The 22,297-nt window shown below is 58.0% G+C and carries 19 protein-coding genes and 1 pseudogene; 14 read left to right on the top strand and 6 right to left on the bottom strand.

Annotated elements, in window-relative coordinates; genetic code table 11:
* From AC2FNU_RS16810 to AC2FNU_RS16820, 3 genes and pseudogenes are all read left to right on the top strand, one after another.
* A pseudogene (locus AC2FNU_RS16810) lies at positions 1–676 on the top strand (malate synthase G); the annotation flags it as partial.
* A 78-nt stretch (positions 677–754) separates the two neighbouring features.
* Positions 755–1,180: a GlcG/HbpS family heme-binding protein gene (locus AC2FNU_RS16815; RefSeq protein ID WP_171092247.1), complete on the top strand. Its 426-nt coding sequence runs from the start codon at positions 755–757 to the stop codon at positions 1,178–1,180.
* A gap of 220 nt (positions 1,181–1,400) precedes the next feature.
* Positions 1,401–2,180 carry a gamma-glutamyl-gamma-aminobutyrate hydrolase family protein gene (locus tag AC2FNU_RS16820; RefSeq protein ID WP_496790528.1) on the top strand — a complete coding sequence of 260 codons (780 nt, stop codon included), beginning with the start codon at positions 1,401–1,403 and terminating at the stop codon, positions 2,178–2,180.
* Between the two features lie 46 nt (positions 2,181–2,226).
* Here the strand turns inward: AC2FNU_RS16820 and AC2FNU_RS16825 are convergent, their stop codons facing one another.
* Both AC2FNU_RS16825 and AC2FNU_RS16830 read right to left on the bottom strand, forming a co-directional pair.
* On the bottom strand, positions 2,227–4,467 hold the full coding sequence (locus AC2FNU_RS16825; protein WP_496790532.1) for a xanthine dehydrogenase family protein molybdopterin-binding subunit: 2,241 nt from the start codon (positions 4,465–4,467) through the stop codon (positions 2,227–2,229).
* A 3-nt stretch (positions 4,468–4,470) separates the two neighbouring features.
* A complete protein-coding gene (locus AC2FNU_RS16830) occupies positions 4,471–4,935 on the bottom strand; it encodes a (2Fe-2S)-binding protein (protein ID WP_496790535.1) in 465 nt (154 codons plus the stop codon).
* A gap of 99 nt (positions 4,936–5,034) precedes the next feature.
* Between AC2FNU_RS16830 and AC2FNU_RS16835 the strand changes: the two genes are divergently transcribed.
* On the top strand, positions 5,035–5,613 hold the full coding sequence (locus tag AC2FNU_RS16835; protein ID WP_496790537.1) for a TetR/AcrR family transcriptional regulator: 579 nt from the start codon (positions 5,035–5,037) through the stop codon (positions 5,611–5,613).
* On the opposite strand, the gene kynU is transcribed toward AC2FNU_RS16835, so the two are convergent.
* Positions 5,606–6,799 (bottom strand): kynureninase, encoded by a 1,194-nt coding sequence (kynU, locus tag AC2FNU_RS16840; RefSeq protein ID WP_496790542.1) that lies wholly within the window; start codon positions 6,797–6,799, stop codon positions 5,606–5,608. The genes AC2FNU_RS16835 and kynU overlap by 8 nt on opposite strands.
* A 175-nt stretch (positions 6,800–6,974) precedes the next feature.
* On the opposite strand from kynU, the gene AC2FNU_RS16845 reads away from it, so the two are divergent.
* From AC2FNU_RS16845 to AC2FNU_RS16870, 6 genes are all read left to right on the top strand, one after another.
* Positions 6,975–7,424: a methyltransferase family protein gene (locus AC2FNU_RS16845; RefSeq protein WP_496790546.1), complete on the top strand. Its 450-nt coding sequence runs from the start codon at positions 6,975–6,977 to the stop codon at positions 7,422–7,424.
* 127 nt (positions 7,425–7,551) lie between these two features.
* A complete protein-coding gene (locus AC2FNU_RS16850; protein ID WP_496790550.1) occupies positions 7,552–9,123 on the top strand; it encodes a Re/Si-specific NAD(P)(+) transhydrogenase subunit alpha in 1,572 nt (523 codons plus the stop codon).
* A gap of 13 nt (positions 9,124–9,136) precedes the next feature.
* Positions 9,137–10,591, top strand: coding sequence for an NAD(P)(+) transhydrogenase (Re/Si-specific) subunit beta (locus AC2FNU_RS16855; RefSeq protein WP_496790554.1), 1,455 nt, complete (start codon positions 9,137–9,139; stop codon positions 10,589–10,591).
* A gap of 148 nt (positions 10,592–10,739) precedes the next feature.
* A complete protein-coding gene (locus tag AC2FNU_RS16860) occupies positions 10,740–11,096 on the top strand; it encodes a VOC family protein (RefSeq protein WP_496790556.1) in 357 nt (118 codons plus the stop codon).
* 108 nt (positions 11,097–11,204) lie between these two features.
* Positions 11,205–12,482: a DUF3422 family protein gene (locus AC2FNU_RS16865; RefSeq protein WP_496790559.1), complete on the top strand. Its 1,278-nt coding sequence runs from the start codon at positions 11,205–11,207 to the stop codon at positions 12,480–12,482.
* A 66-nt stretch (positions 12,483–12,548) separates the two neighbouring features.
* A complete protein-coding gene (locus AC2FNU_RS16870; protein ID WP_496790562.1) occupies positions 12,549–13,685 on the top strand; it encodes an MFS transporter in 1,137 nt (378 codons plus the stop codon).
* 7 nt (positions 13,686–13,692) lie between these two features.
* On the opposite strand, the gene AC2FNU_RS16875 is transcribed toward AC2FNU_RS16870, so the two are convergent.
* The 3 genes from AC2FNU_RS16875 to AC2FNU_RS16885 all read right to left on the bottom strand — a co-directional run bounded on the left by AC2FNU_RS16875 (position 13,693) and on the right by AC2FNU_RS16885 (position 17,475).
* Positions 13,693–14,673: an ABC transporter permease gene (locus AC2FNU_RS16875; protein WP_496790567.1), complete on the bottom strand. Its 981-nt coding sequence runs from the start codon at positions 14,671–14,673 to the stop codon at positions 13,693–13,695.
* Positions 14,666–15,673, bottom strand: coding sequence for an ABC transporter permease (locus AC2FNU_RS16880; RefSeq protein ID WP_496790569.1), 1,008 nt, complete (start codon positions 15,671–15,673; stop codon positions 14,666–14,668). Before AC2FNU_RS16880 ends, AC2FNU_RS16875 begins: the two co-directional genes overlap by 8 nt.
* 95 nt (positions 15,674–15,768) lie before the next feature.
* Positions 15,769–17,475, bottom strand: coding sequence for a peptide ABC transporter substrate-binding protein (locus AC2FNU_RS16885; RefSeq protein ID WP_480481806.1), 1,707 nt, complete (start codon positions 17,473–17,475; stop codon positions 15,769–15,771).
* Positions 17,476–17,759: 284 nt separating this feature from the next.
* Between AC2FNU_RS16885 and AC2FNU_RS16890 the strand changes: the two genes are divergently transcribed.
* From AC2FNU_RS16890 to AC2FNU_RS16905, 4 genes are all read left to right on the top strand, one after another.
* On the top strand, positions 17,760–19,580 hold the full coding sequence (locus tag AC2FNU_RS16890) for an ABC transporter ATP-binding protein (RefSeq protein WP_496790572.1): 1,821 nt from the start codon (positions 17,760–17,762) through the stop codon (positions 19,578–19,580).
* Between the two features lie 5 nt (positions 19,581–19,585).
* Positions 19,586–20,752 carry an acetylornithine deacetylase gene (argE, locus tag AC2FNU_RS16895; protein ID WP_496790576.1) on the top strand — a complete coding sequence of 389 codons (1,167 nt, stop codon included), beginning with the start codon at positions 19,586–19,588 and terminating at the stop codon, positions 20,750–20,752.
* 43 nt (positions 20,753–20,795) lie between these two features.
* On the top strand, positions 20,796–21,962 hold the full coding sequence (locus AC2FNU_RS16900; protein ID WP_496790580.1) for a M20 aminoacylase family protein: 1,167 nt from the start codon (positions 20,796–20,798) through the stop codon (positions 21,960–21,962).
* Positions 21,963–21,977: 15 nt separating this feature from the next.
* On the top strand, positions 21,978–22,297 hold a 320-nt coding region (locus AC2FNU_RS16905), incomplete at its 3' end, for a M20/M25/M40 family metallo-hydrolase (protein ID WP_496790584.1).

Genomic DNA, 22,297 nt, shown 5'->3' on the forward strand with positions numbered 1-22,297 from the left:
CTGCGGCCTGAAAGGCAAGGCGCAGATCGGCAAGGGCATGTGGGCCATGCCGGATCGCATGGGCGACATGCTAGAGGCCAAGATCGGACACCCGATGTCTGGCGCAACCTGTGCCTGGGTGCCGTCGCCGACCGCCGCGACGTTGCACGCGACGCATTATCACAAGGTCGATGTGCTGGCCCGACAGGATGAACTGGCCGCGGGAGGCGCGCGGGGCACGTTGGAGGATCTGCTGACCGTTCCGCTGCTGGGTGGCCGGAACCTGAGCGATGATGAAATCACACGCGAAGTGGAAAACAACGCGCAGGGCATTCTGGGATACGTGGTGCGCTGGGTCGATCAGGGTGTGGGGTGCTCCAAGGTGCCGGACATCAACGACATCGGCCTCATGGAAGACCGCGCCACCTGCCGGATTTCCTCTCAGGCGCTGGCAAATTGGTTGCACCATGGCATTGTGGACGAAGCGCAGGTAATGGCCGCGATGCAGAAAATGGCGACCGTTGTGGATCGTCAGAACGACAGCGACCCAAGCTATACGCCGATGGCTCCGGGTTTTGACGGCATCGCCTTTCAGGCAGCCTGCGATCTGGTGTTCAAGGGGCGGGTACAGCCCTCGGGCTATACCGAACCGGTTCTGCATGCCCGTCGTCTGGAGTTGAAAGCTAGTCAGGCGTAAGCGGTGCCGAAGGGGGGCAAGGGGACTCTACCCCTTGTTTTCCAAAGAAGATTTTTTCCAAATGAAAAGGGATCAGGGATGGCTATTTCTTTGCGCAAGGCGCGCACCATCATTCGTAAGGCTCTTGAGAAGGGGCGCGAGATGGAGCTGAAGCCTCTGTCTGCTGTGGTTCTGGACGCGGGCGGTCATGTTATCGCGTTCGAGCGTGAAGACGGAGCTGCCCCGGGTCGTTTCGCGATTGCGCATGGCAAAGCTTACGGGTCGGTCATGTTGGGTATGGCCGGGACCGCGCAGATGCAGCGCGCCGAGGCGCAGGCCTATTTCATGGCCGCAGTGAATGGCGTCTATGGCGGGCAGGTCGTGCCGGTTCCAGGTGGTGTTCTGTTGCGCGACCGGAAAGGCGCTGTCATCGGGGCTGTGGGTGTAACAGGAGATACCTCGGACAATGATGCGATTGCCGCAATGGCTGGAATTGAGGCAGCCGGTTTGATCGGCGAGATTTAAGTCTCTGCTTGTTTCGTTCTGATGATGCAAGGAAGTTCAGAATTATTTTCCATATTTTAGTAATGATTGGGAAATAATTCTATCTAGCGAGCCTTTTTTGGGATTGCATTGTGCGTCTCTGAACACGTCCCTGCGCTGTCATGCAGGGCGTGTATTCTTGCACGTCTGAGAGGCTGCCGCTAGCTTCCATATTAAGCAATAGAACAACAAGGAAAGCGGAATGTCTCGTCCTGTCGTCGGTATCATCGGCAACTCGTATCTCATGAATGACCAATACCCGACACATGCGGGTGGGACGATGAACTCGGACGCGGTTGCCAATGTGTCGGGATGTCTGCCGCTGCTGATCCCGGCAGATCCACGCTATGTGACGGTTGATGAGTTGCTGGAGGTTTGCGACGGCTTTCTGCTGACCGGCGGTCGCCCCAACGTGCACCCGGAAGAGTATGGTGAGCCCGAAACCGAAGCGCACGGAGAATTTGACCGAGCACGTGATGCCATCACTCTGCCACTGGTTCGGGCCTGTGTGGAACGTGGGCAGCCCTTTATGGGCATCTGCCGCGGGTTTCAGGAGGTCAACGTCGCAATGGGTGGAACGCTGTATCCCGAAATCCGCGATCTACCGGGCCGGATGAATCATCGGATGCCGCCCGACGGTACGCTGGAAGAGAAGTTTGCGCTGCGTCATGTGGTGACGCTGGATGAGGGCGGTGTGTTCCATAACGTGTTTGGTGCTACTGAGGTCATGACCAACACGCTGCACGGGCAGGGCATCAAGACCATTGGCGAGCGCGTCGTTATCGAAGGTCACGCGCCCGACGGCACGCCCGAGGCGATCTTTATCAAAGACGCGCCTGGCTTTACGCTGTCCGTCCAGTGGCACCCCGAATGGGACGCCATCAACGACCCGGTGTCGCGCCCTCTGTTCGAAGCTTTTGGTGCAGCGGTCCAAGCATGGTCCAAGGGTGCAGGCGCGCAGGTTTTCCAGAAAACCGCATAGTTTTGCGCCGGCTCGCCGAGGGGGGCGGCGAGCCGGCGTTTTGCGATCAAACCAGCAAGTTGAACTGGTTGATCAGCGGCAGGCTGCGGGCACGTTCTCCGGTCAGATCAAACAGGGCATTTCCGAGCGCGGGCATCGAGGGGGGCGTGCCGGGCTCTCCTGCGCCACCCATGTGGCGGTTGGTCTCGAGAACGCGCACCTCGACCTGCGGGGCCGTGTGCATGCGAATGGCGTCATAGTCGGGGAAGTTGAACTGTTCAGCTTCACCATCTGCAAAGGTGATCTCGCCGTAACACGCAGCGGACAATCCATACATCATGCCACCGAACATCTGCGCCTTGACGTTCTCAGGATCCAGCGCCAAACCCATGTCACAGGCGATCCAAGCCTTGTTGATGCGGATGGTGCCATCCTCGTCGACAACCTCGATCACCTGCGCCACGGGTGTGCCAAAGCTATAGGCAAAGGCGACGCCCCGGCCTACGCCCTCAGGTGTTTTACCGTTCCAGCCCGACATCTCTTTCACGGCTTCAAGACACCCGGCAGAAGGGGCGTGTTCCGACTTCATCAGTTCGAGCCGGAACTCCAGCGGGTCGCGCCCTGCTGCGTGGGCCATTTCGTCCATGAAGGTTTCATGGAAGAAGCCATTGTGGCTGTTGCCGACCGAGCGCCAGAAGCCCACCGGGACAGCCAGATCAGCGATATGACCGCTCATGCGATAGTTCGGCACGGCATACGGTTGGTTAAAGAACCCTTCGACCAGTACCTTGTCGGGGCCGCCACCGGGGAAGCCGGTGTAGCGTTCAACCGCCTGCTGCGTGCAGGATTGCGCGGCCACTTTGCCGTCAATCAGAACGGCTTTGCCGTCCTGAACTGCGCCGCGCATCTGGGCAATCGCACCGGGGCGGTAATAGTCATGGCGCATGTCTTCCTCGCGGCTCCAGGTCGTTTGAACCGGCGTGCCGGGCATGGACATGGCGACCTTGGTAGCAATCTCTCCGAAATCCAGTTCACCGCGACGGCCAAATCCGCCACCAAGATAGGTGGTGTGAATCTGAACCGCATCCGTGTCCAGATTGGCTGTGTTCGCAACGCGGAACTGAATCAGGGTCGGGGCCTGATTTCCGCACCACAACTCCAAAGCATTTCCGGTATACAGAGCAGTGGCATTCATTGGCTCCATCGTGGCATGAGCAAGATAGGGCACCTGGTATTCGGCTGTGATTTCCGTCGCGCCTTCGGGGGTCACGCTGGCATCGCCGTCGTCGCGCATGGTCGAGTTCGGGGCGTCGTCGAACGCCTCGGCTATCTTGGCAAAGATACCGTCGGTGTCCGGCGGGTAGGGCGCGTCGCCCCAGTCAACGTCAATGGCCTCAACTGCCTGATTGGCCAGCCATGTATTGTTCGCGATCACGGCTACACCTGTGCCCAGATCGACAATCTTCTCGACCCCTGGCATGGATTTTGCGGTGCTGTCATCAAAGCCATTCATCGCACCGCCCAGTTTGGGATTCATGCGCACGGCGGCAAATTTCATCCCAGGCAGACGAACATCGACGCCGAACTCGGCAGTACCCGTCGCTTTGCCAACCATGTCCAGACGCGGTTGGGTCCGGCCCAGATACCGCCATTCGGACGGATCGCGCAAAGACACTTCGACCGGCTCCAATTCAGCTGCATCCTCGGCCAGCTCGGAATAAGCAATCTTGTCGCCGTTGGGGGCAATAACGTTGCCCGAGGCCGTTTGCAGGTCTGAAGGGTCAACGCCCAATCGGTCTGCGGCCGCGCGTTTCAACGTTTCACGCGCCGAAGCACCGGCTTGCCGCATCCGCTCGAACCCGTCTTTCATCGAGGTCGAACCACCGGTGACTTGCAGGCTAAGCGCCTTGCCCAGAACACCCAGTGCCTCACCCAGATTGTGTTGGAAATTCGAGATGTCATAGCCTTTGTTGGGCAACCCTTCGCCCACAATAGCTGAGTTGTAGTAGGCCGCTGCCGCCGGGCCATGCAGAACGGTGATTTGATCCAGATCCACGTCGAGCTCTTCGGCAATCAGTGCGGCCCAGGTGGTCTGCACGCCCTGACCCATTTCAGCGCGGGGGGCGAACAGGGTGACACCATTCTGGTCGATCAGCACAAACGGGTTCAGCGCTGCTTCACCTTCTTGGGGTTTCAATGGGTTGGCGGCGGGTCGGGTGACGTAGTACGCGCCAAAGGCCACGCCGCCAACAACAGCGGCTGACCCAATCAGAAACGTGCGGCGGAGGATTTTACCAACTTTTCCCATAACTTATGCCTCCTTCAGCTTGCCAGCGGCATCGTGAATTGCTGCACGAATTCTGGGGTAGGTGCCACAGCGACAAAGATTGCCCTGCATCGCCTCGTCGATATCTGCGTCAGTCGGGGTCGGGTTCTCCGACAACAATGCTGCGGCCTGCATGATTTGCCCAGACTGGCAATAGCCGCACTGCGCAACTTGGTGGTCGACCCAAGATTTTTGGATTGCGGCCAGAGCGTCTGGTGAGCCAATGCCTTCGATTGTGGTCACGTCACCCCAAACATCCGACAACGCGACCTGACAGGATCGCACGGCCTCGCCGTCGATATGAACGGTGCATGCTCCGCAAGCGGCAACGCCGCAGCCGAATTTGGTGCCGGTCAACCCGACTTCATCCCGCAGAACCCAGAGCAGGGGGACGTCATCAGGCAGGTCTACCTGATGTTGCTTTCCATTGATCTTAAGGGCTGTCGCCATGGCGCACCTCTTGTTGCTGTGGCTGGTTTCTGACATAATTAGTGAAAAGTGTCAGGGTGTCAATTGACAATTTAATCAAAAAATGTCAGTGCTTCGGTTATGAAAGACACGAATGACGATTCACGGCAAAGGGCGATCCTGAACTCGGCGTTTCAAGCCTTTTCCACGTATGGGTACCGAAAGACCTCGATGGACGATATTGCGCGCGGTGCGGGCATGTCCCGGCCCGCGATCTATCTGCACTACAAAAACAAAGAGGCAATCGTCAGCAAGCTGACCGAATTGTACTATGCCGAAAAAATCGTTGCGGTGGCGCAGGCGCTGGCGACACAAGGATCGGTGCCCGAGGTGTTGACCCGCGCGATTCAGGCTCAGACCGAAGGGATGGCAAAAATTCTGGCCTCGCCGCATGGGCTTGAGATGCTCGACAACACCAAGTCTCTGTCTTCGGAAATCATCGCGGCGGGTGAGACAAAGCTGGCGGGACTATACGCAGACTGGCTGACGCAGCAGGAAAAGGCGGGCCGCGTGCGCCTGCTGGCTGACGCGGCCGAGACCGGGCGAACGATCGCGGCCACGCTCAAGGGGTTAAAGCTGATCGGTGCAGGGGCAGAGGTCTACGAACAGCAGGTGTCGCAGGTTGCCGCCCTTTTTGGTTCCGGGCTTGAGGTCAGGTAACGCGCTGACGCACCTTGTATTCCGGCGTGTCCCACAGCTTGTTCTGCATGACATTGGCCAGAATTTCGGTCGCCTTGATCACATCGTCTTCGTCGATATAGAGCGGCGTGAAGCCAAACCGCATGATATCTGGCGCGCGGAAGTCGCCAATCACGCCACGCGCGATCAGAGCCTGCATTGCAGCATAGCCTTCCTCGAAACGGAATGAGACCTGACTGCCACGTAGTTCTGGTGTGCGAGGGCTGGCCAATTTCAACTCGGGGCAGGTTGCCTCAACGCGGTTGATGAACAGCTCGGTCAGTTCGATGGACTTTGCCCGGACATCCGTCATTTCTGCCATGTCCCAAATATCCATGGCTGCGGACAAAGCCGTCATTTGGATCACTGGGGGAGTGCCGACGCGCATGCGTTCAATCCCGTGGCCGGGGCGATAGTCCAGATCAAAGGCAAACGGGGCTTCGTGCCCAAGCCAACCGGACAGGGCAGGTCGTACAGTTTCCGCCAGTCGTGGCGCGACATAGATAAAGGCCGGGGCACCGGGACCACCGTTGAGGTATTTATATGTGCAACCCACAGCAAAGTCGGCATTGCATCCTGCAAGATCGACCGGAATTGCCCCGGCTGAATGCGCCAGATCCCATACAGTGACGACGCCGTTGGCATGGGCCAATTCGGTTAGGGCTTTCATGTCGTGCATTCTGCCCGAGCGGTAATCCACTTCGGTCAGCATCAAGACTGCTATCTCTTCCGTGATGGCTGCGGCTACGTCCTCGGGATCTACCACACGCAATTCGTACTCTTCACCCAGCGAATGCAGCAGACCGTCGGCCATGTACAGATCCGATGGGAAATTGCCATTGTCCGACAGAACCACCTTGCGCGAGGGGTTGAGCTCCAGCGCGGCAGCGACGGCCTGATATACCTTGATCGACAAGGTGTCGCCGGTGACAACACTGCCCTGTTCGGCACCGATCAGACGGCCGATACGGTCGCCCAGCCCGGTGGGCAGCCCCATCCAACCGGCCTTGTTCCAACCGGTAATCAACATCTGACCCCATTCATCCGTCAGCATTTCCTGTACACGCGAGGTCGCTGATTTGGGCAGAGGACCAAGAGAGTTACCGTCAAGGTAGAGGATACCTTCGGGTAAGGAGAACATGGCTTTGGTTGCGGCGAAATCGGTCATGAAAGCTCGTTTTTTGTGTTTGTCTGTCGCTGTTTACCCTCGGGCCTACCCGATCCAAACTGGCCTGTCCACTGATGCGACATCGTGGGGTTTTGCTATTCTGTCCTGAAAACGATAGGACAGCGCCCAGAAACGACACGTATCTTTACGTCACGTCATCCACAAAGGATCAACTATGCGCTGGATCGATGTTCCCCCTGTGTGGCTTGCGGGCTTTGTCCTGTTGGCGTGGTTGCAGGGCCGGTACATGGGGTTTGGTCTGTCGCTTGAGGGTGGGCTAACCGACCTGATCAGTGGCGTTTTGATCGGAGGTGGCGTCTTGCTGGCGGTTCTGGCTGTTGTCGAATTTCGCCGACATCAGACCACGGTCATTCCGCATGAAACGCCAAGTGCCATGGTGCAATCCGGAATATACAAACGCAGCCGCAATCCAATTTATCTGGGCGACGTGCTGATCCTGGCGGGTCTGATCCTGCGGTTTGATGCTGTCTTGTCGCTGGTGCTGGTACCCGTCTTTGTCTGGGTGCTCGAACGTCGGTTCATTTTGCCGGAAGAGGATCGCCTGCGTCGCACTTTCCGCGCGGATTTTGCACGCTATGAACGCAAAACGCGTCGATGGGTGTAGGAGGGGCCGGCTCATGACACAACGTAACGGATGCTGCGCTTGCGAAATAATATTGCGCAAGATACATCTTTTCTTAACAAACCATACCCGAGGACCTGCTCGGCCTTAGACTCTAGGGGGACTGCCAGTGAAAATAGGCTCACCAAAGGAAATATTGGATGGCGAGAACCGGGTCGCGATGACGCCGGATTCTGCTGTGCAGTTGCAGAAACTGGGCTATGAGTGCCAGATTGAGAAGGGGGCAGGTGCTGCCGCCGGTTTCTCGGATGAGGCGTACAAAGCCGTGGGCGTTGAAGTCGTGAAGACGGCTGCGTCTTTGTGGAAAAGCTCGGACATCGTCGCCAAGGTCCGCATCCCGACCGAGACCGAGATGAAGCGTCTGACCAAGGGCAAGACGTTGATTTCCTTCTTCAACCCGGCAGGGAACGAAGAGGGGATGGAGCTGGCCAAATCCAAAGGCGCTAATGTGATCGCCATGGAGATGGTGCCGCGTATTTCTCGTGCGCAGAAGATGGACGCGTTGTCGTCGATGGCCAATATCGCGGGTTATCGCGCGGTGATCGAGGCGGGCAACAACTTCGGTCGCTTCTTCACGGGTCAGGTGACTGCGGCGGGTAAAGTACCGCCTGCCAAAGTGCTGATCGTTGGGGCCGGTGTGGCTGGTCTGGCCGCGATCGGGACGTCGACGTCTCTGGGCGCGATCACCTATGCGTTCGACGTGCGCCCCGAAGTGGCCGAGCAGGTCGAATCCATGGGCGCCGAGTTCGTCTATCTGGACTTTGAAGAAGAGCAGCAGGATGGTGCGGCCACGGGCGGCTATGCCTCGGTTCAGTCGGAAGAGTTCCGCAACGCACAGCTCGCCAAGTTCCGTGAGCTGGCACCCGAGATGGACATCGTCATCACCACCGCCCTGATCCCCAACCGCCCGGCGCCGAAGCTGTGGCTGGAAGATATGGTCAAGGCGATGAAGCCGGGCTCGGTCATCGTTGACCTTGCGGCCGAGCGTGGCGGTAACGTTGAAGGCACCGTGCCGGATGAGAAGGTTGTGACCGACAATGGCGTGACCATCATCGGCTATACCGACTTCCCCAGTCGGATGGCGGCGCAATCGTCGTCTCTGTATGCGACTAACATCCGTCACATGATGACTGACCTGACGCCCGAGAAGGACGGTCAGATCAATCATGACATGGAAGATGACGTGATCCGCGGCGCGACCGTGACTCATGAGGGCGAGATCACCTTCCCGCCACCGCCACCAAAGGTGCAGGCAATCGCAGCGCAGAAGAAACCCGAGGTCAAGGAACTGACCCCGGAAGAGAAAAAGGCGCAGGAGATTGCGGCCTTCAAGGCGCAAACCAAACAGCAGTTCACCCTGTTGGGGGTCGGCGGCGCGCTGATGCTGCTGGTGGGGCTGGTTGCTCCGGCCAGCTTCATGCAGCACTTCATCGTCTTTGTGCTGGCCGTGTTTGTGGGCTTCCAGGTGATCTGGGGCGTCGCACACAGTTTGCACACACCTTTGATGGCGATCACCAACGCGATCTCGTCGATCATTATCGTTGGGGCCTTGATGCAGATCGGATCGGGATCGTTTCTGGTCATCCTGCTGGCGGCGCTGTCTGTCTTCATGGCCGGGATCAACATCTTCGGCGGCTTCCTCGTAACCCGGCGCATGCTTGCCATGTTCCAGAAATCTTAAGGAGGCCGGGCACATGGAATTTGGCTTCACCACTGCCGCTTATGTTGTTGCGGCTGTTCTTTTCATCCTCGCCTTGGGCGGGTTGTCGAACCAGGAAAGCGCCAAGCGGGCGGTCTGGTACGGCATTGTTGGTATGGCGCTGGCGGTCTTTGCCACGCTTGTGGGTCCGGGCTCGGGCCTGTGGCTGCTATCGCTGCTGCTGATCATCGGCGGCGGTCTGATCGGTCAATATGTGGCGCAGCGCGTCCAGATGACCGAGATGCCGCAACTGGTGGCTGCGATGCACTCGCTGGTTGGTCTGGCGGCGGTCTTCGTGGGCTTCAACGCGCATTTTGAAGTTCAGAACGTGGCCGAGGTCTTTGCGATTGCCGACGCCGCGAAAGAGGTTGAACTGGACGGTCTGGGGTCCTTTGCGCAACTGATCGCCAAGAAGACCCCGGCGGAGCTGGCAATCCTGCATGTGGAACTGTTCCTGGGCATCTTCATCGGTGCGATCACCTTTACCGGCTCGGTCGTGGCCTATGGCAAGCTGGCAGGCAAGGTGACCTCGGCGGCGACCAAGCTGCCCGGCGGTCATGCGCTGAACGCGGCGGCTGCGGGCCTCTCGCTGATCTGCCTGTTTTGGTACACCAGCACCGGCGGGTTCTTCCCGCTGTTCCTGATGACGCTGACTGCGTTGTTCATCGGCTATCACCTGATCATGGGCATCGGTGGCGCCGACATGCCGGTGGTTGTGTCGATGTTGAACAGCTATTCGGGCTGGGCCGCTGCTGCGATTGGCTTCTCGTTGGGCAACGACCTGCTGATCGTGGTTGGTGCGCTGGTGGGCTCGTCCGGTGCGATCCTGTCTTACATCATGTGTAAGGCGATGAACCGTCACTTTGTCAGCGTAATCCTGGGGGGCTTTGGTGGCCCGCAGGGTGAGCAGATGGAAGTCGAAGGTGAGCAGGTCGCAATCGAGGCCGACGGCGTAGCGGCTGCTCTGAACGACGCGGATAGTGTCATCATCATCCCCGGTTACGGCATGGCGGTGGCGCAGGCACAGCAATCAGTTTCTGAACTCGTCCGCAAGCTGCGTGCCAAGGGTAAAGACGTGCGCTTTGCAATCCACCCGGTCGCGGGTCGTCTGCCCGGCCATATGAACGTGCTGCTGGCCGAGGCGAAGGTGCCGTATGACATCGTTCTGGAAATGGACGAGATCAACGACGATTTCCCGGACACGGACGTGGCTATCGTGATCGGCTCGAATGACATCGTGAACCCGGCGGCACAGGAAGACCCCAATAGCCCCATCGCCGGCATGCCGGTTCTGGAATGCTGGAAGGCCAAGCAGGTGTTTGTATCCAAGCGTGGTCAGGGCACCGGCTATTCGGGCATCGAAAACCCGCTGTTCTTCAAGGAAAACACCCGCATGTTCTATGGCGATGCGAAAGCAAGCCTCGACAAGCTGCTGCCGATGATCGACTGATCAAAAGGATTAAGCAAATTGCAAAGGGCGCCGTTGGGCGCCCTTTTCTTTTTTGTATTGCAGGAGGCTTTGCCTCCTGAGCTCCAAGGTATTTTTGGCCAGATGAAGCAGCGGATTGTGGTAGAATGGCTTGGTCAGGAGGTTTGTGATGCAGAAGGTGAATGGCATAGGAGGCGTGTTTTTTCGCGCTAACGACCCAAAGGCTTTGAGCGCTTGGTACGAGGAACACCTGGGCGTCAACCATTACGATCCCGTGCCTTGGAAACAGCGCGAAGGCTATACTGTCTTTGCGCCATTTGCGCAGGACACCGAGTATTTCGGGCGCGAAGATCAGCAATGGATGATCAACTTCCGTGTCGATGATCTGACGGCCATGACGCGGCAGCTGGAAGCGGCTGGAATCGCCGTTGAAAGGCATCCGGATTGGGACAGCGAGGTTGGGAAATTTGCGCGTATCCATGATCCCGAAGGCAATCCCATCGAGCTGTGGCAGCCAAATCAATGAGATAGCTGGCTTGTATACCTTTGTATCCATGTAAGTATATGAAATAAAAAGAGAATTGATGTATCTCTCATGTGGCGTATAGTGCAGGCGCCGAAACCGGAGCCTATGATGACGCCGATTGATGACCATCCACTGCGCTATGCGCTGGCCAACGAGCTCCATGCCCGTCCGTTTCCGGTGGCGAGCGCTCCGAGTACTGTGATCTTTCTGGCCATCAAGAAACCCGAAGCTGCTGCGGCGCGAGACCGTGGTGAGGATACGGCGCATCTGATCGATCTGCTTGATCGTCATGGTGCACCGCACCCACAGCCCGGGGCCACCCACTATGCTGGTCAGATCGGTAGGCACTGGCTGAAATGGGAGCAGCATACGGAATTTGTGACCTACACCGCGATTGCGCACAATATCAGCGAGCGGGCCTTCAACCCTGCGGATTTCGAGATTTTCCCACCTGACTGGTTGATGGCCAGCCCGGGTCAACGGATCACCTCGGCCCTGGTACGGGTGGTCGAGCGTCCCGATGATGAGGCGGTGAAAGAGGCTCTGGCCGAATGGTTTGAAGCCGAAAGCCTTGCTGTGTCACGCGTGCTTGATGATTCTGCGATATGCGCCAGCGATTTCCGTATCGATCCGGCAGGTCACATGCGATTTGCGCTGTTTGTGCAGCCCAGTACGGGCGAACGCCGCATAGGGCGGATTGTTCAGCGACTGTGTGAAATCGAAACCTACAAAGCGATGTCGATGCTGGGTTTCTCAAGGGTCAAGCAGTTGGAGCCTCGTATCGGAGAATTGGACGCGAAGCTGACTGAACTGATGGTCGAGATGACCGATGACACGACGCCGCCGGATTCCCTGCTGCCGCAATTGCTGAGCACATCGACCGAGTTGGAAACGATTTCAGCCAGGTGTTCCTTTCGTTTTGGCGCGACCGGGGCCTATGAGGCCATCGTCAATCAGCGCATCGCGGCCTTGCGAGAAGAGCGGTTCAATGGCCGCCAGACTTTTGCCGACTTCATGATGCGTCGCTATGATCCTGCCATAAGAACCGTGAAATCCTCGGAACGCCGGCTTCAGGCCCTGTCAGATCGAGCCATCCGCGCTGGTGAATTGTTGAGAACCCGGGTGGACGTTGAACGCAGCGCGCAAAACCAAGCCTTGTTGGAAAGCATGGATCGACGCGCTGATCTTGCCTTGCGGTTGCAACACACAGTCGAGGGACTGTCGGTGGTCGCCATCAGTTACTATGCGGTCTCGCTTGTCAGCTATCTGCTCTATCCATTGACAGAGTCGGGGATCAGCAAAGGAATGCTGACGGCTGCGGTCACGATCCCGGTTGTGGTAGCCGTTTGGATGGCGGTTCGGCGTATTCGCAAGAGGCTTGATTGAGGCGCGATTGTCAAATCAGGCTGGGCCTGTAGAACAGAAGCGTTTGATTTGCGTTGCGAGGGGCTGATGCTAAGCATAATCGCTGCATGGCGCGCTGTTGCCGCCATGTTCATCCTGAATGGGGCTCTGTTCGGGATATGGGCCTCGCGCATTCCTGCTGTGCGAGACCGGTTGGGGTTGTCCCATGAGGAATTGGGGTACGGGTTGCTGTTCATGGCTGCCGGTGCCGTTTGCTCTTTCCCGATCACCGGGCGGCTTACGGATCGGTTCGGCGCTGTTGCTGTTACCCGTGTCATTGCGGTTCTTTACACACTGTCGCTGGTCCTTTTGGCGATGGCCGGAGGGTTTTGGGGGCTGGCGGTCTTCCTGTTCATCTTTGGCGCCTTTCACGGTTCGATGGATGTTGCAATGAACGCCTGGGCGGCGGAGGTCGAGCAGGCCTATGACAAACCAGTCATGTCTTCATTCCATGCGATGTGGAGCTTGGGTGCAGGTTTAGGTGCTCTGAGCGGGTACGCGGCTGTACAGATGGGGCTGAGCGTGCTTGCGCACTTCCTGCTGGCGGGTGGCATAGTCGTGGGCTTTGCGCTGACCTTGTCCTGGGTGCGTTGGACCTCAAAACGCTCGGTTGGCGGACAAGGGTCCGTCTTTGCGCTGCCGTCCGGCATATTGGTGTTGGTTGGGTTTACCGCACTCTGCGGTGCCTTGGGTGAAGGCGCCGTTGCGGATTGGAGTGCGATTTTTCTGCGCGATGTGACGGATGCAACCGAAAGCGTTGCTGCCTTGGGGTATGCTGTTTTTTCGGTGGCCATGGTGACGTTTCGCCTTGCGGGGGCGATTGTCATCACTCGGTTCGGACCGGTTGCCACGGCCCGGTTCGGTGGGCTTTGTGCTGCTATGGGCGTGTTTGCCGTGGTGTCAGCGGTGGCACCTGAGCTTGCTTTGGCAGGCTTTGCCCTGATGGGATTGGGCTATGCCGTGATAATGCCGCTGGCGTTCAGCCGGGCTGCAAGTGACCCAGATGTGCCGCCGGGGCAGGCCATCGCAAGTGTTGCAACTTTGGGATACGGAGGGCTTTTGATCGGGCCGCCATTGATCGGCTTTTTAGCGGAATTGTTTGGCCTGCGTTTGGCATTTTCGGTGTTGTTGCCACTGGCGGTCCTGATCATTGTATTGGCCGGCGCGCTGAAGCGCGCCGACTGAGTGTGATTTAACGCCCGCGAATACGCGGATCCAGCGCGTCGCGCAGACCGTCGCCCAGATAATTGACGCTGAGAACGGTCAACGAGATTGCCAGACCGGGCCAGAACACGCGTTCGGGGTATTGCTGCAAGTAGTCGACACCATCGAACAACAGGCGACCCCAGGTTGGGAAATCAGGCGGGAAGCCCAGCCCAAGGAAGGACAGCGCGCTTTCGGTGATGATCGCCGTGGCAATCCCCAGCGTCGCGGACACCATGATCGGTGACAGCACGTTGGGCAGAATATGCCGAGTGATGATCTGACTGTTGCTGGTGCCGATAGAGCGCGCGGCCAGAACAAACTCTCGTTCCTTGATAGCCAGTACATCCCCCCGCACGATCCGGGCGGTTGGCATCCAAGAGGTGATGCCGATGGCGCAGACGATCAGGATGAAGATTCCGCGCTCCAGCCCAAAGGCGGCTGATAGTGGCTCGCGGAACAGAAGCATCATGACCAGCAGCAGGGGCAGCAGGGGCAGGGCCAGGAACAGGTCCGTCAGGCGCATAAGCGGTCCGTCCAGCCGTTTGAAGAACCCAGCCAAGACACCGATGAAGGACCCCAGAAACAGCGCCAGCAGCATAGCCGTGATGCCCACCGAGACCGAAGTCTGCCCGCCTGACATCATACGCGCCAGAATATCCCGGCCCAGCTGATCTGTACCAAACGGGTGTGCCCAGCTTGGTCCCTGATTGCGCGAGCGGATATCAATCTGGGTCGGATCGATGGTCCAGACGTATGGACCCAGATACACCGCTGCCACGATGAAGATGAACAGGATTGCACCGATCATAGCGCCCTTGTGGGTCTTGAACTGATCCCACACGTCGCGCCATTGGCTGCGTGGCGGGGTGGCCAGCTCTTCCATTGTGCCTGCACCCGGCACGGCGGTCGAGGCTGATGCCAATCCTTCATCCGGGACCAGCGTGTCTGATTTGTCTGTATCAGTCATAGCGGATCCTCGGGTCAAGAATGCCATAAAGGACGTCGGCGATCAGGTTGAACAGCACGATCAGTACGGCAAAGATGAAGGTCAGGGTTTGCACCATTGGCAGGTCATTGGCCTGAATAGCGCCGATCAGAAGTTGGCCGATGCCGTTCACCTTAAAGACCTGCTCGGTGATGATCGCTCCGCCGAAGATCGACGGGATACCCAGCGCAATGACAGTGACAACCGGGATCATCGAGTTGCGCAGGACATGAACCATGACCACCGTGTATTCGCTCAGGCCCTTGGCGCGTGCGGTGCGGACATAATCCTGGTTGAGGTTGTCCAGCATCGAGGCGCGCATGAAGCGGCTGAGCTGCGCGGTGATCTGCAACGCCAGAACCATGACGGGCATGATCATCTGTTGCAGCTGTTTGACGAAACTGTCCCAGCTGTTCACGACCAAAGTGGTATCATAGATCGAAGGGAACCAACCCAGTTGGACCGAAAAGATCACAATCACCAACACGCCCGAGAAGAAGGGCGGCACCGAAAAGCCGACCATGGATACAAACGTGCCCATCTGATCGAACCACGAATACTGGCGATAGGCTGAATAAATGCCAATGGGCAGGGCGATGACGATGGCGACCACATATGCGGTGCCGACAACCCACAGTGTCTGCGGAATACGCTGTACGACAATGTCCATAACGGGCGAGCGGGTCTGCCACGAAATCACACGCAGGTCGCCTTCGGAAAAGGTGGTGCCAAAGATCGAGTCGACAAGCACCTGCGGTTCAATCCAGAAGAACTGCACGATCCATTTCCAGAACCGGATATGCATCGGCTGACCAAGGCCAAGCGCCTCGCGCATCCGTTCGCGCACGTCCGCAGGTACGGTCAGCGGCTGGCTGGCCATCGGATCGCCGGGCGCAAGTTCCAGAAGCAGGAAAATAATGAGGCTGATGAACAGCAGCGTGGGTACGGCCAGCACCAGTCGTCGAATGGTGAAGTTGAGCATTCAAAGGTGCCTTTGCAGATGCGTCATTTTGTTGGAGCGCTCGTGTAATGCCGCGCCCCGATGAGGATCGGGGCGCGGTTTCGCACTTGTGAAGTTTAGGAACCGGTTTTGCGATACCAGTCCGCGACGTTCCACATTTCGCTGTCCCAGACATTCAGGACAACGCCGCCCAAGGTATTGGAATGGGCAGAGATACGACCGCGATGAACCAGCGGAATCATTGCGCCGCCTTCAACCGCCAAATCGTTCATTTTGCGGCCCAGTTCCGCGCGCTTGTCGAAATTGGCGGTCTTGGCAAGCTGGGCGTGCATCGCATCATACTCTTCGCTGCACCAGCGCGAGATATTCTGTCCCTGCCATTGCGAATCCGGGCGCGGCGCATCCGAGCACAGCAAGTTGGCCAGATACACCTGCGGGTCGGTGCCCGAGAAGGTATTGGCGTACATCTCAACATCGGCATAGAACTTCTGGAAGGTATCGGGCGAGCCCGGATCACCGCCAAAGAAGACCGATGCGTTGATGTTGCGCAGCTCGGATTCGATGCCGATCTGGCTCCACCATTCCTTGATCAGCGCCTGGAAATCCTGACGGACGGCGTTGGTCGAGGTCTGATAGACGATTTTCAGCGGAACGCCGTCTTTTTCGCGGATGCCGTCGCCGTTGGTATCAACGATCCCCGCATCATCCAGCAGCTTTTTCGCGCCTTCGATATCCTGCTTGTCACAGGTCATCGAGGTCGAGTTGAACGCAGCTGGGGCCGGAACCCAGTTACAGGTCACCTTGCCCGCCTGACCATAGCCGACCTCGACCAGCAGCGGACGGTCGATGGCCAGCGACATCGCTTTGTAAACCGCCGGATCGGTCAGGAACGGGTGCGGATGCTGGGCCGTTGACCGCTCGCCTTCCGGCAGATCGGGCGACGGGTTGGTCTGGTTCAGCATGATACGCTCGACCAGCGGACCAAAGCCCGCGACCGGGGTGCCTTTGCCGCCTTCCTGCATCTGCGCGATCACTTCGGGCGCAAGTTGCAGGTTCCAGGCATAGTCGAACTCGCCTGTTTCCATCACCGCGCGGCCAGCCGCCGTTGCATCGCCGCCACCTTTGAAGGTCACACTGGCAAATGCGGGCTTGGCAGGATCGCGATAGTTTTCATTCGCCGCCAACGTAATCACGTCGTTTGGCCGGAACTCGGTTACCGTGAACGGGCCGGTGCCGATCGGGTTAAAGTTGGCGTCCGTGCATTCCGGAGCCCGCGCGCCCAGGCATTCTGCAAACTGGGCGGCCTGAAGGATCGGGCTTTCACCGCCGACAAACGGGCCATAGGGGTTGGGGGTTGGGCTTTCGAAGTTTACCACAACCGTCAGATCGTCGGGTGTTTCCACACTGGAGACACCTTCAAATTTCACAAGCTGGGCGCAACCGCCTTCGGGATGCGTGCAGTATTCATGTGTGAACTTGACATCGGCGCTGGTGAACGGGCTGCCGTCTGACCAGACAAGGCCGGATGTAATTTTCCATGTGATCGAGGTCAGATCCTCGGACACGCCGCCGTTTTCAACGGTCGGAACTTCGTCGATCAGCCAGGGCACAAGTTCGCCATCTTCGTTATATCGCGCAAGGGGTTCGATAACCAACGCGGAGGCATCGATATCCTTGGTGCCGCTGGACAGGTAGGGATTCATGATCGACGGGGCCTGCCAGTAAATGATGCTGACATTGCCGTCCGATCCGCGCTCGGCAAAGGCCATCGGGGCCATCGCCGTGCTTGCAATCGCACCAAGCAAAAGGGTTTTGATTTTCATAAGTTACTCCCAAGTTGGACACGTTCGTGTCTCGATTATCTCCGCAAGGCCTGCGGGTTTGGCGTTGCCGCATTGGGGCAAAGTTTTGATCGATAACGATAATAGCGCTAACGTTTTTAAGCGCGTGCTCTCCCCAAAGCAGTTACGATGGGTATCGAAACAGAACTTGCAAAAAATGCAAGTGGTGCCGTCGCGAAAATGTGTATTGCGTTTGACTTTTCCCGGTGGCCCGCCGTAGCGTTCGGCACTCAGAACAAAAATGACAACGTCAGGGGAGCGTGCGCGTGCTGGATCAGCCTATTGCACAGATCAAAAAACTGCGGGTGGAATTTCAGACCAAGGACGGCCCTGTCGTCGGCGTCGAGGACGTCTCGTTCGAGGTCAATCCGGGTGAAACCGTTTGTATCGTTGGTGAATCAGGCTCGGGTAAATCTGTGTCGTCGTTGTCTTTGATGCGGTTGGTCGAGTTCGGCGGGGGCGAAATTGCTGGCGGAGAGCTGCTGTTTGATCGCCGCGATGGCGAAGAGATGGACCTTTCCACAGCCGATCAGGATCTGATGAAACAGATTCGCGGAAACGAGATCGGGATGATCTTTCAGGAGCCGATGACCGCCCTGAACCCCGTGTTTACGGTCGGTCGCCAGTTGACCGAAGGTCTACGTATCCACAAGGACATGTCGAAAGCCCAGGCTGATGAACGGGCCTTGGAATTGTTGCGGCAGGTGCGAATCCCTGAACCTGAGCGCCGCCTTCAGCAATACCCGCACGAGCTGTCCGGCGGGATGCGTCAGCGTGTGGTTATCGCGATGGCTATGGCCTGCGAGCCGCGCCTGTTGATCGCGGATGAACCGACCACGGCTCTGGACGTGACCATTCAGGCAGAGATTCTGGCGCTGATGGATCGTCTCAAGCGGGAAACCGGCACGGCTGTCATGTTCATTACCCACGACATGGCGGTGGTTGCACAGATGGCGGACCGCGTGGTGGTTATGTTCCGTGGCAACAAGGTCGAAGAGGGTACCGTCAAGGAAATCTTCGAAAACCCGCAGCACGACTATACCAAGGCCCTTCTGGCCGCTGTACCTAAGCTGGGTGAGATGCGAGGTAAATCCGCGCCCGAGCCCATGAAGCTATTGGGTGTTGAAGGGCAGAATATTGCCCCTATCCCCGGTACCGAAGATGTTCTGCTGACCGTCAAAAACCTGACAACGCGCTTCCCGGTTAAAGGCGGGCTGCTGCGTCGGACGATTTCAAACGTACATGCCGTTGAAGATGTCTCGTTCACGCTGAACAAGGGCCAGACCCTTAGCCTTGTAGGCGAATCCGGGTGCGGCAAGTCCTCGGCCGGACGTTCGATCCTGCGGCTGGTTGAGCCCATGGCGGGTGAGGTCAATCTGGATGGCGTCGACGTCATGAAATTGGACCCGTCCGGCCTGCGCAAGGCGCGGTTGGACATGCAGATGATCTTTCAGGATCCCTTCGCTTCGCTGAACCCGCAAATGCAGTTGGTGGATCAGGTGGCCGAACCGATGCGAAACTACGGTGTTGCGTCGGGGTCGGAGCTTCAGGATCGCGTTGCGCAATTGTTTGACAAGGTGCAGCTGCCGCGCAGCTTCATGCGCCGCTTCCCGCATGAAATGTCAGGCGGTCAGCGTCAGCGGATCGCCATTGCCCGCGCCTTGGCCCTGAACCCCAAACTGATCATCGCCGATGAGGCGGTTTCGGCCCTCGATGTATCGGTGCAGGCGCAGGTGTTGAACCTGATGATGGAGCTGCAATCCGAGTTGGGCCTGTCCTATCTGTTCATCAGTCACGATATGGCTGTCGTTGAACGGGTCAGCCACTATGTAGGGGTCATGTATCTGGGTCGCATCGTTGAGCTTGGCCCGCGTGCTCGGGTCTTCGAGAACCCGCAACATCCCTATACTCAGGCATTGATGAAGGCCGTTCCGATCGCGGACCCCAACAAGCGGAAGTCCGAAAAAGATCTGAACTTCAAACCAATTCCGTCGCCGATTCATCCTGTTGGCTACACGCCTGAACCTTTGCAATATCAAGAGGTTGAGCCGGGTCACTTCATCCTGACGACGGATAGCGGATACTAATACCAATGGCAAAACGCCTAACGCCGCTTGAGATCATGACCAAGCTGATCTCTTTTCCAACCGTAAGCCGCGAAACCAATCTGCCCCTGGTGGATTGGGTTGAAGAGTATCTTCAAGGTCACGGAATCGACCCGCATCGCTGGCCCGACCCGGATCAACCGCACAAGGCCGCGATCTTTGCCCATGTGGGTCCATTGGACGAAGGCGCGGTGGTTTTGTCCGGCCACACCGATGTCGTGCCGGTGGATGGTCAGCCGTGGGATACGGACCCGTTTACCGTGACCGAGAAAGACGGCAAGTATTTCGGGCGGGGCACCTGCGATATGAAGGGCTTTGATGCGCTGGCCATTTGGGCCCTTGTCGAAGCACATCACGCCGGGGTCAAACGGCCGTTGCAGCTTGCGCTCAGCTTTGATGAAGAGGTCGGCTGCACCGGCGCGCCGCCCATGATCAAGGCGATGCAGGACGTTTTGCCCAAAGGATCCGCCGTGATCGTGGGTGAGCCGTCGATGATGCAGGCCGTGACGGGGCACAAGGGCGGTTTCGGCTTCGACACCCATATCATGGGGTTCGAAGTCCACAGCTCGATCATGCATACTGGCGTCAACGCGATCATGGAGGCCGCGCCTCTGATCGATTGGGCGAACCAGCAGAACGCTGCAAATATGGCGGCGGACCCCAGCCCGGTTGCCGCCGTGTTCGATCCGCCATGGACGACCTGTCATGTTGGCAAGATTGAAGGCGGCACAGCACACAATATCACCGCCAAAGACTGTAAGTTCATGATGGATTTCCGAACCGTACCGGACGAATCCAAGGCGCAATGGCAGGAGGCGTATTTTCAACAGGTCCGCGCGATTGAGGCCCGGATGCAGCAAGTGCGCCCCGAGGCCCGTATCGAACTGTCTGAAAACTTTTCTATTCCGGGGCTCGTCCCTGAACAGGATGGAGAGGCCGAAACTCTGGTGCGCGCGTTGACCGGCGACAATGCCAGCCATGTTGTCAGCTATGGAACCGAGGCGGGGCAGTTTCAGGAGGCTGGTTATTCCGCGGTGATTTGTGGCCCCGGTGATATTGCCCAGGCCCATCAGCCGAATGAGTTCATCTCGGTTACGCAGTTCGAAGCCGGGCAAAAGTTCATGCAGCGCTTGGTTGAAAAGCTGGGCACCTGATCCGACGTAAAGCGGTAATCGCAGCCGAAGGGGAGGTTTTGAGATGCCGGTAAAAAACAGACTTGCGGAAATGCATGGCGAGATAACCAAGTGGCGCCGTTATCTACATGCACATCCTGAGCTCATGTACGACGTCCACGAAACTGCGGCATTTGTCGCAGACCGCCTGAAAGAATTTGGCGTAGACGAGATAACTCCGGGGATCGGCAAAACTGGTGTCGTTGGGGTGATCAAAGGGCGTACGGACACGCAGGGGCGTGTCATTGGCCTGCGGGCGGATATGGATGCGTTGCCGATTGAAGAGGCGACAGGGCTGGACTATGCCTCAACCGTTTCGGGGAAGATGCACGCCTGTGGGCACGACGGGCATACGTCAATGCTGCTGGGGGCAGCGCAATATCTGGCCGAGACTCGCAATTTCGATGGCACCGTGGTTCTGATCTTTCAGCCAGCCGAAGAAGGCGGTGCAGGTGGATTGGCCATGTGTCAGGACGGGTTGATGGAACGCTGGGGTATTCAGGAAGTTTATGGCATGCACAACATGCCCGGCCTTCCTGTGGGTGAGTTTGCCATTCGGCCCGGTGCGCTGCTGGCCTCATCCGATGAGTTCAAAATCACTGTCACCGGCAAGGGCGGGCACGCCGCCGCGCCGCATGATGCGGTGGATACGACGCTGGTTGCCTCGCATATCGTTGTTGCGTTGCAATCCGTGGTGTCGCGCACGGTTGACCCAATCAAGCGCGTTGTCCTGACAGTTGGAACGTTCGAAACGGACAGCGTTGCGTCAAATGTGATTGCGCACACTGTACGTTTGCAGGGAACCGTTCGGACACTGGATCCTGAATACCGCTCAATCGCGGAAGACCGGGTGCGCCGGATTGCCGAGGATACGGCGTCGGCCTTTGGAGCCACGGCAGAGGTGGTTTGGGAGCCGGGATACCCTGTAACAGTGAACTCGGACGCCGAAACGACATACGCAGCCGAAGCGGCGGCGGCTGTCGCGGGTAAGGTCAATGACAACACGGACCCGATCATGCCGTCCGAGGATTTTGCCTATATGCTTGAAGAACGGCCCGGAGCCTACATCTTTATCGGGAACGGGGACACGGCCATGTGCCATCACCCCGAGTATAATTTCGATGACGACGCCATTCCTGCCGGATGCAGTTGGTTTGCCGAGCTTGTGGAACGACGATTGCCCGTCGCATAAATTAGGGAGAATGACATGCCGATCAAAAACCGCCTTGCAGAGGTGCACGATGAAATCACAGGTTGGCGGCGTGACATTCACCAGCACCCGGAAATTCTGTACGAAACCCACCGCACCAGCGCGCTGGTGGCCGAAAAGCTGAAAGAGTTCGGCTGTGATGAGGTTGTGACCGGCATCGGTCGGACCGGTGTGGTTGGCGTCATTCGCGGCAAGAGCGATACGCAGGGCCGCGTGATCGGGTTGCGCGCAGACATGGATGCTCTGCCGATGCAGGAACAAACCGGGCTGGACTATGCCTCGAAAACGGAAAATGCGATGCATGCCTGCGGTCATGA

This window comes from Ruegeria sp. BHSB064 (assembly GCF_059613205.1).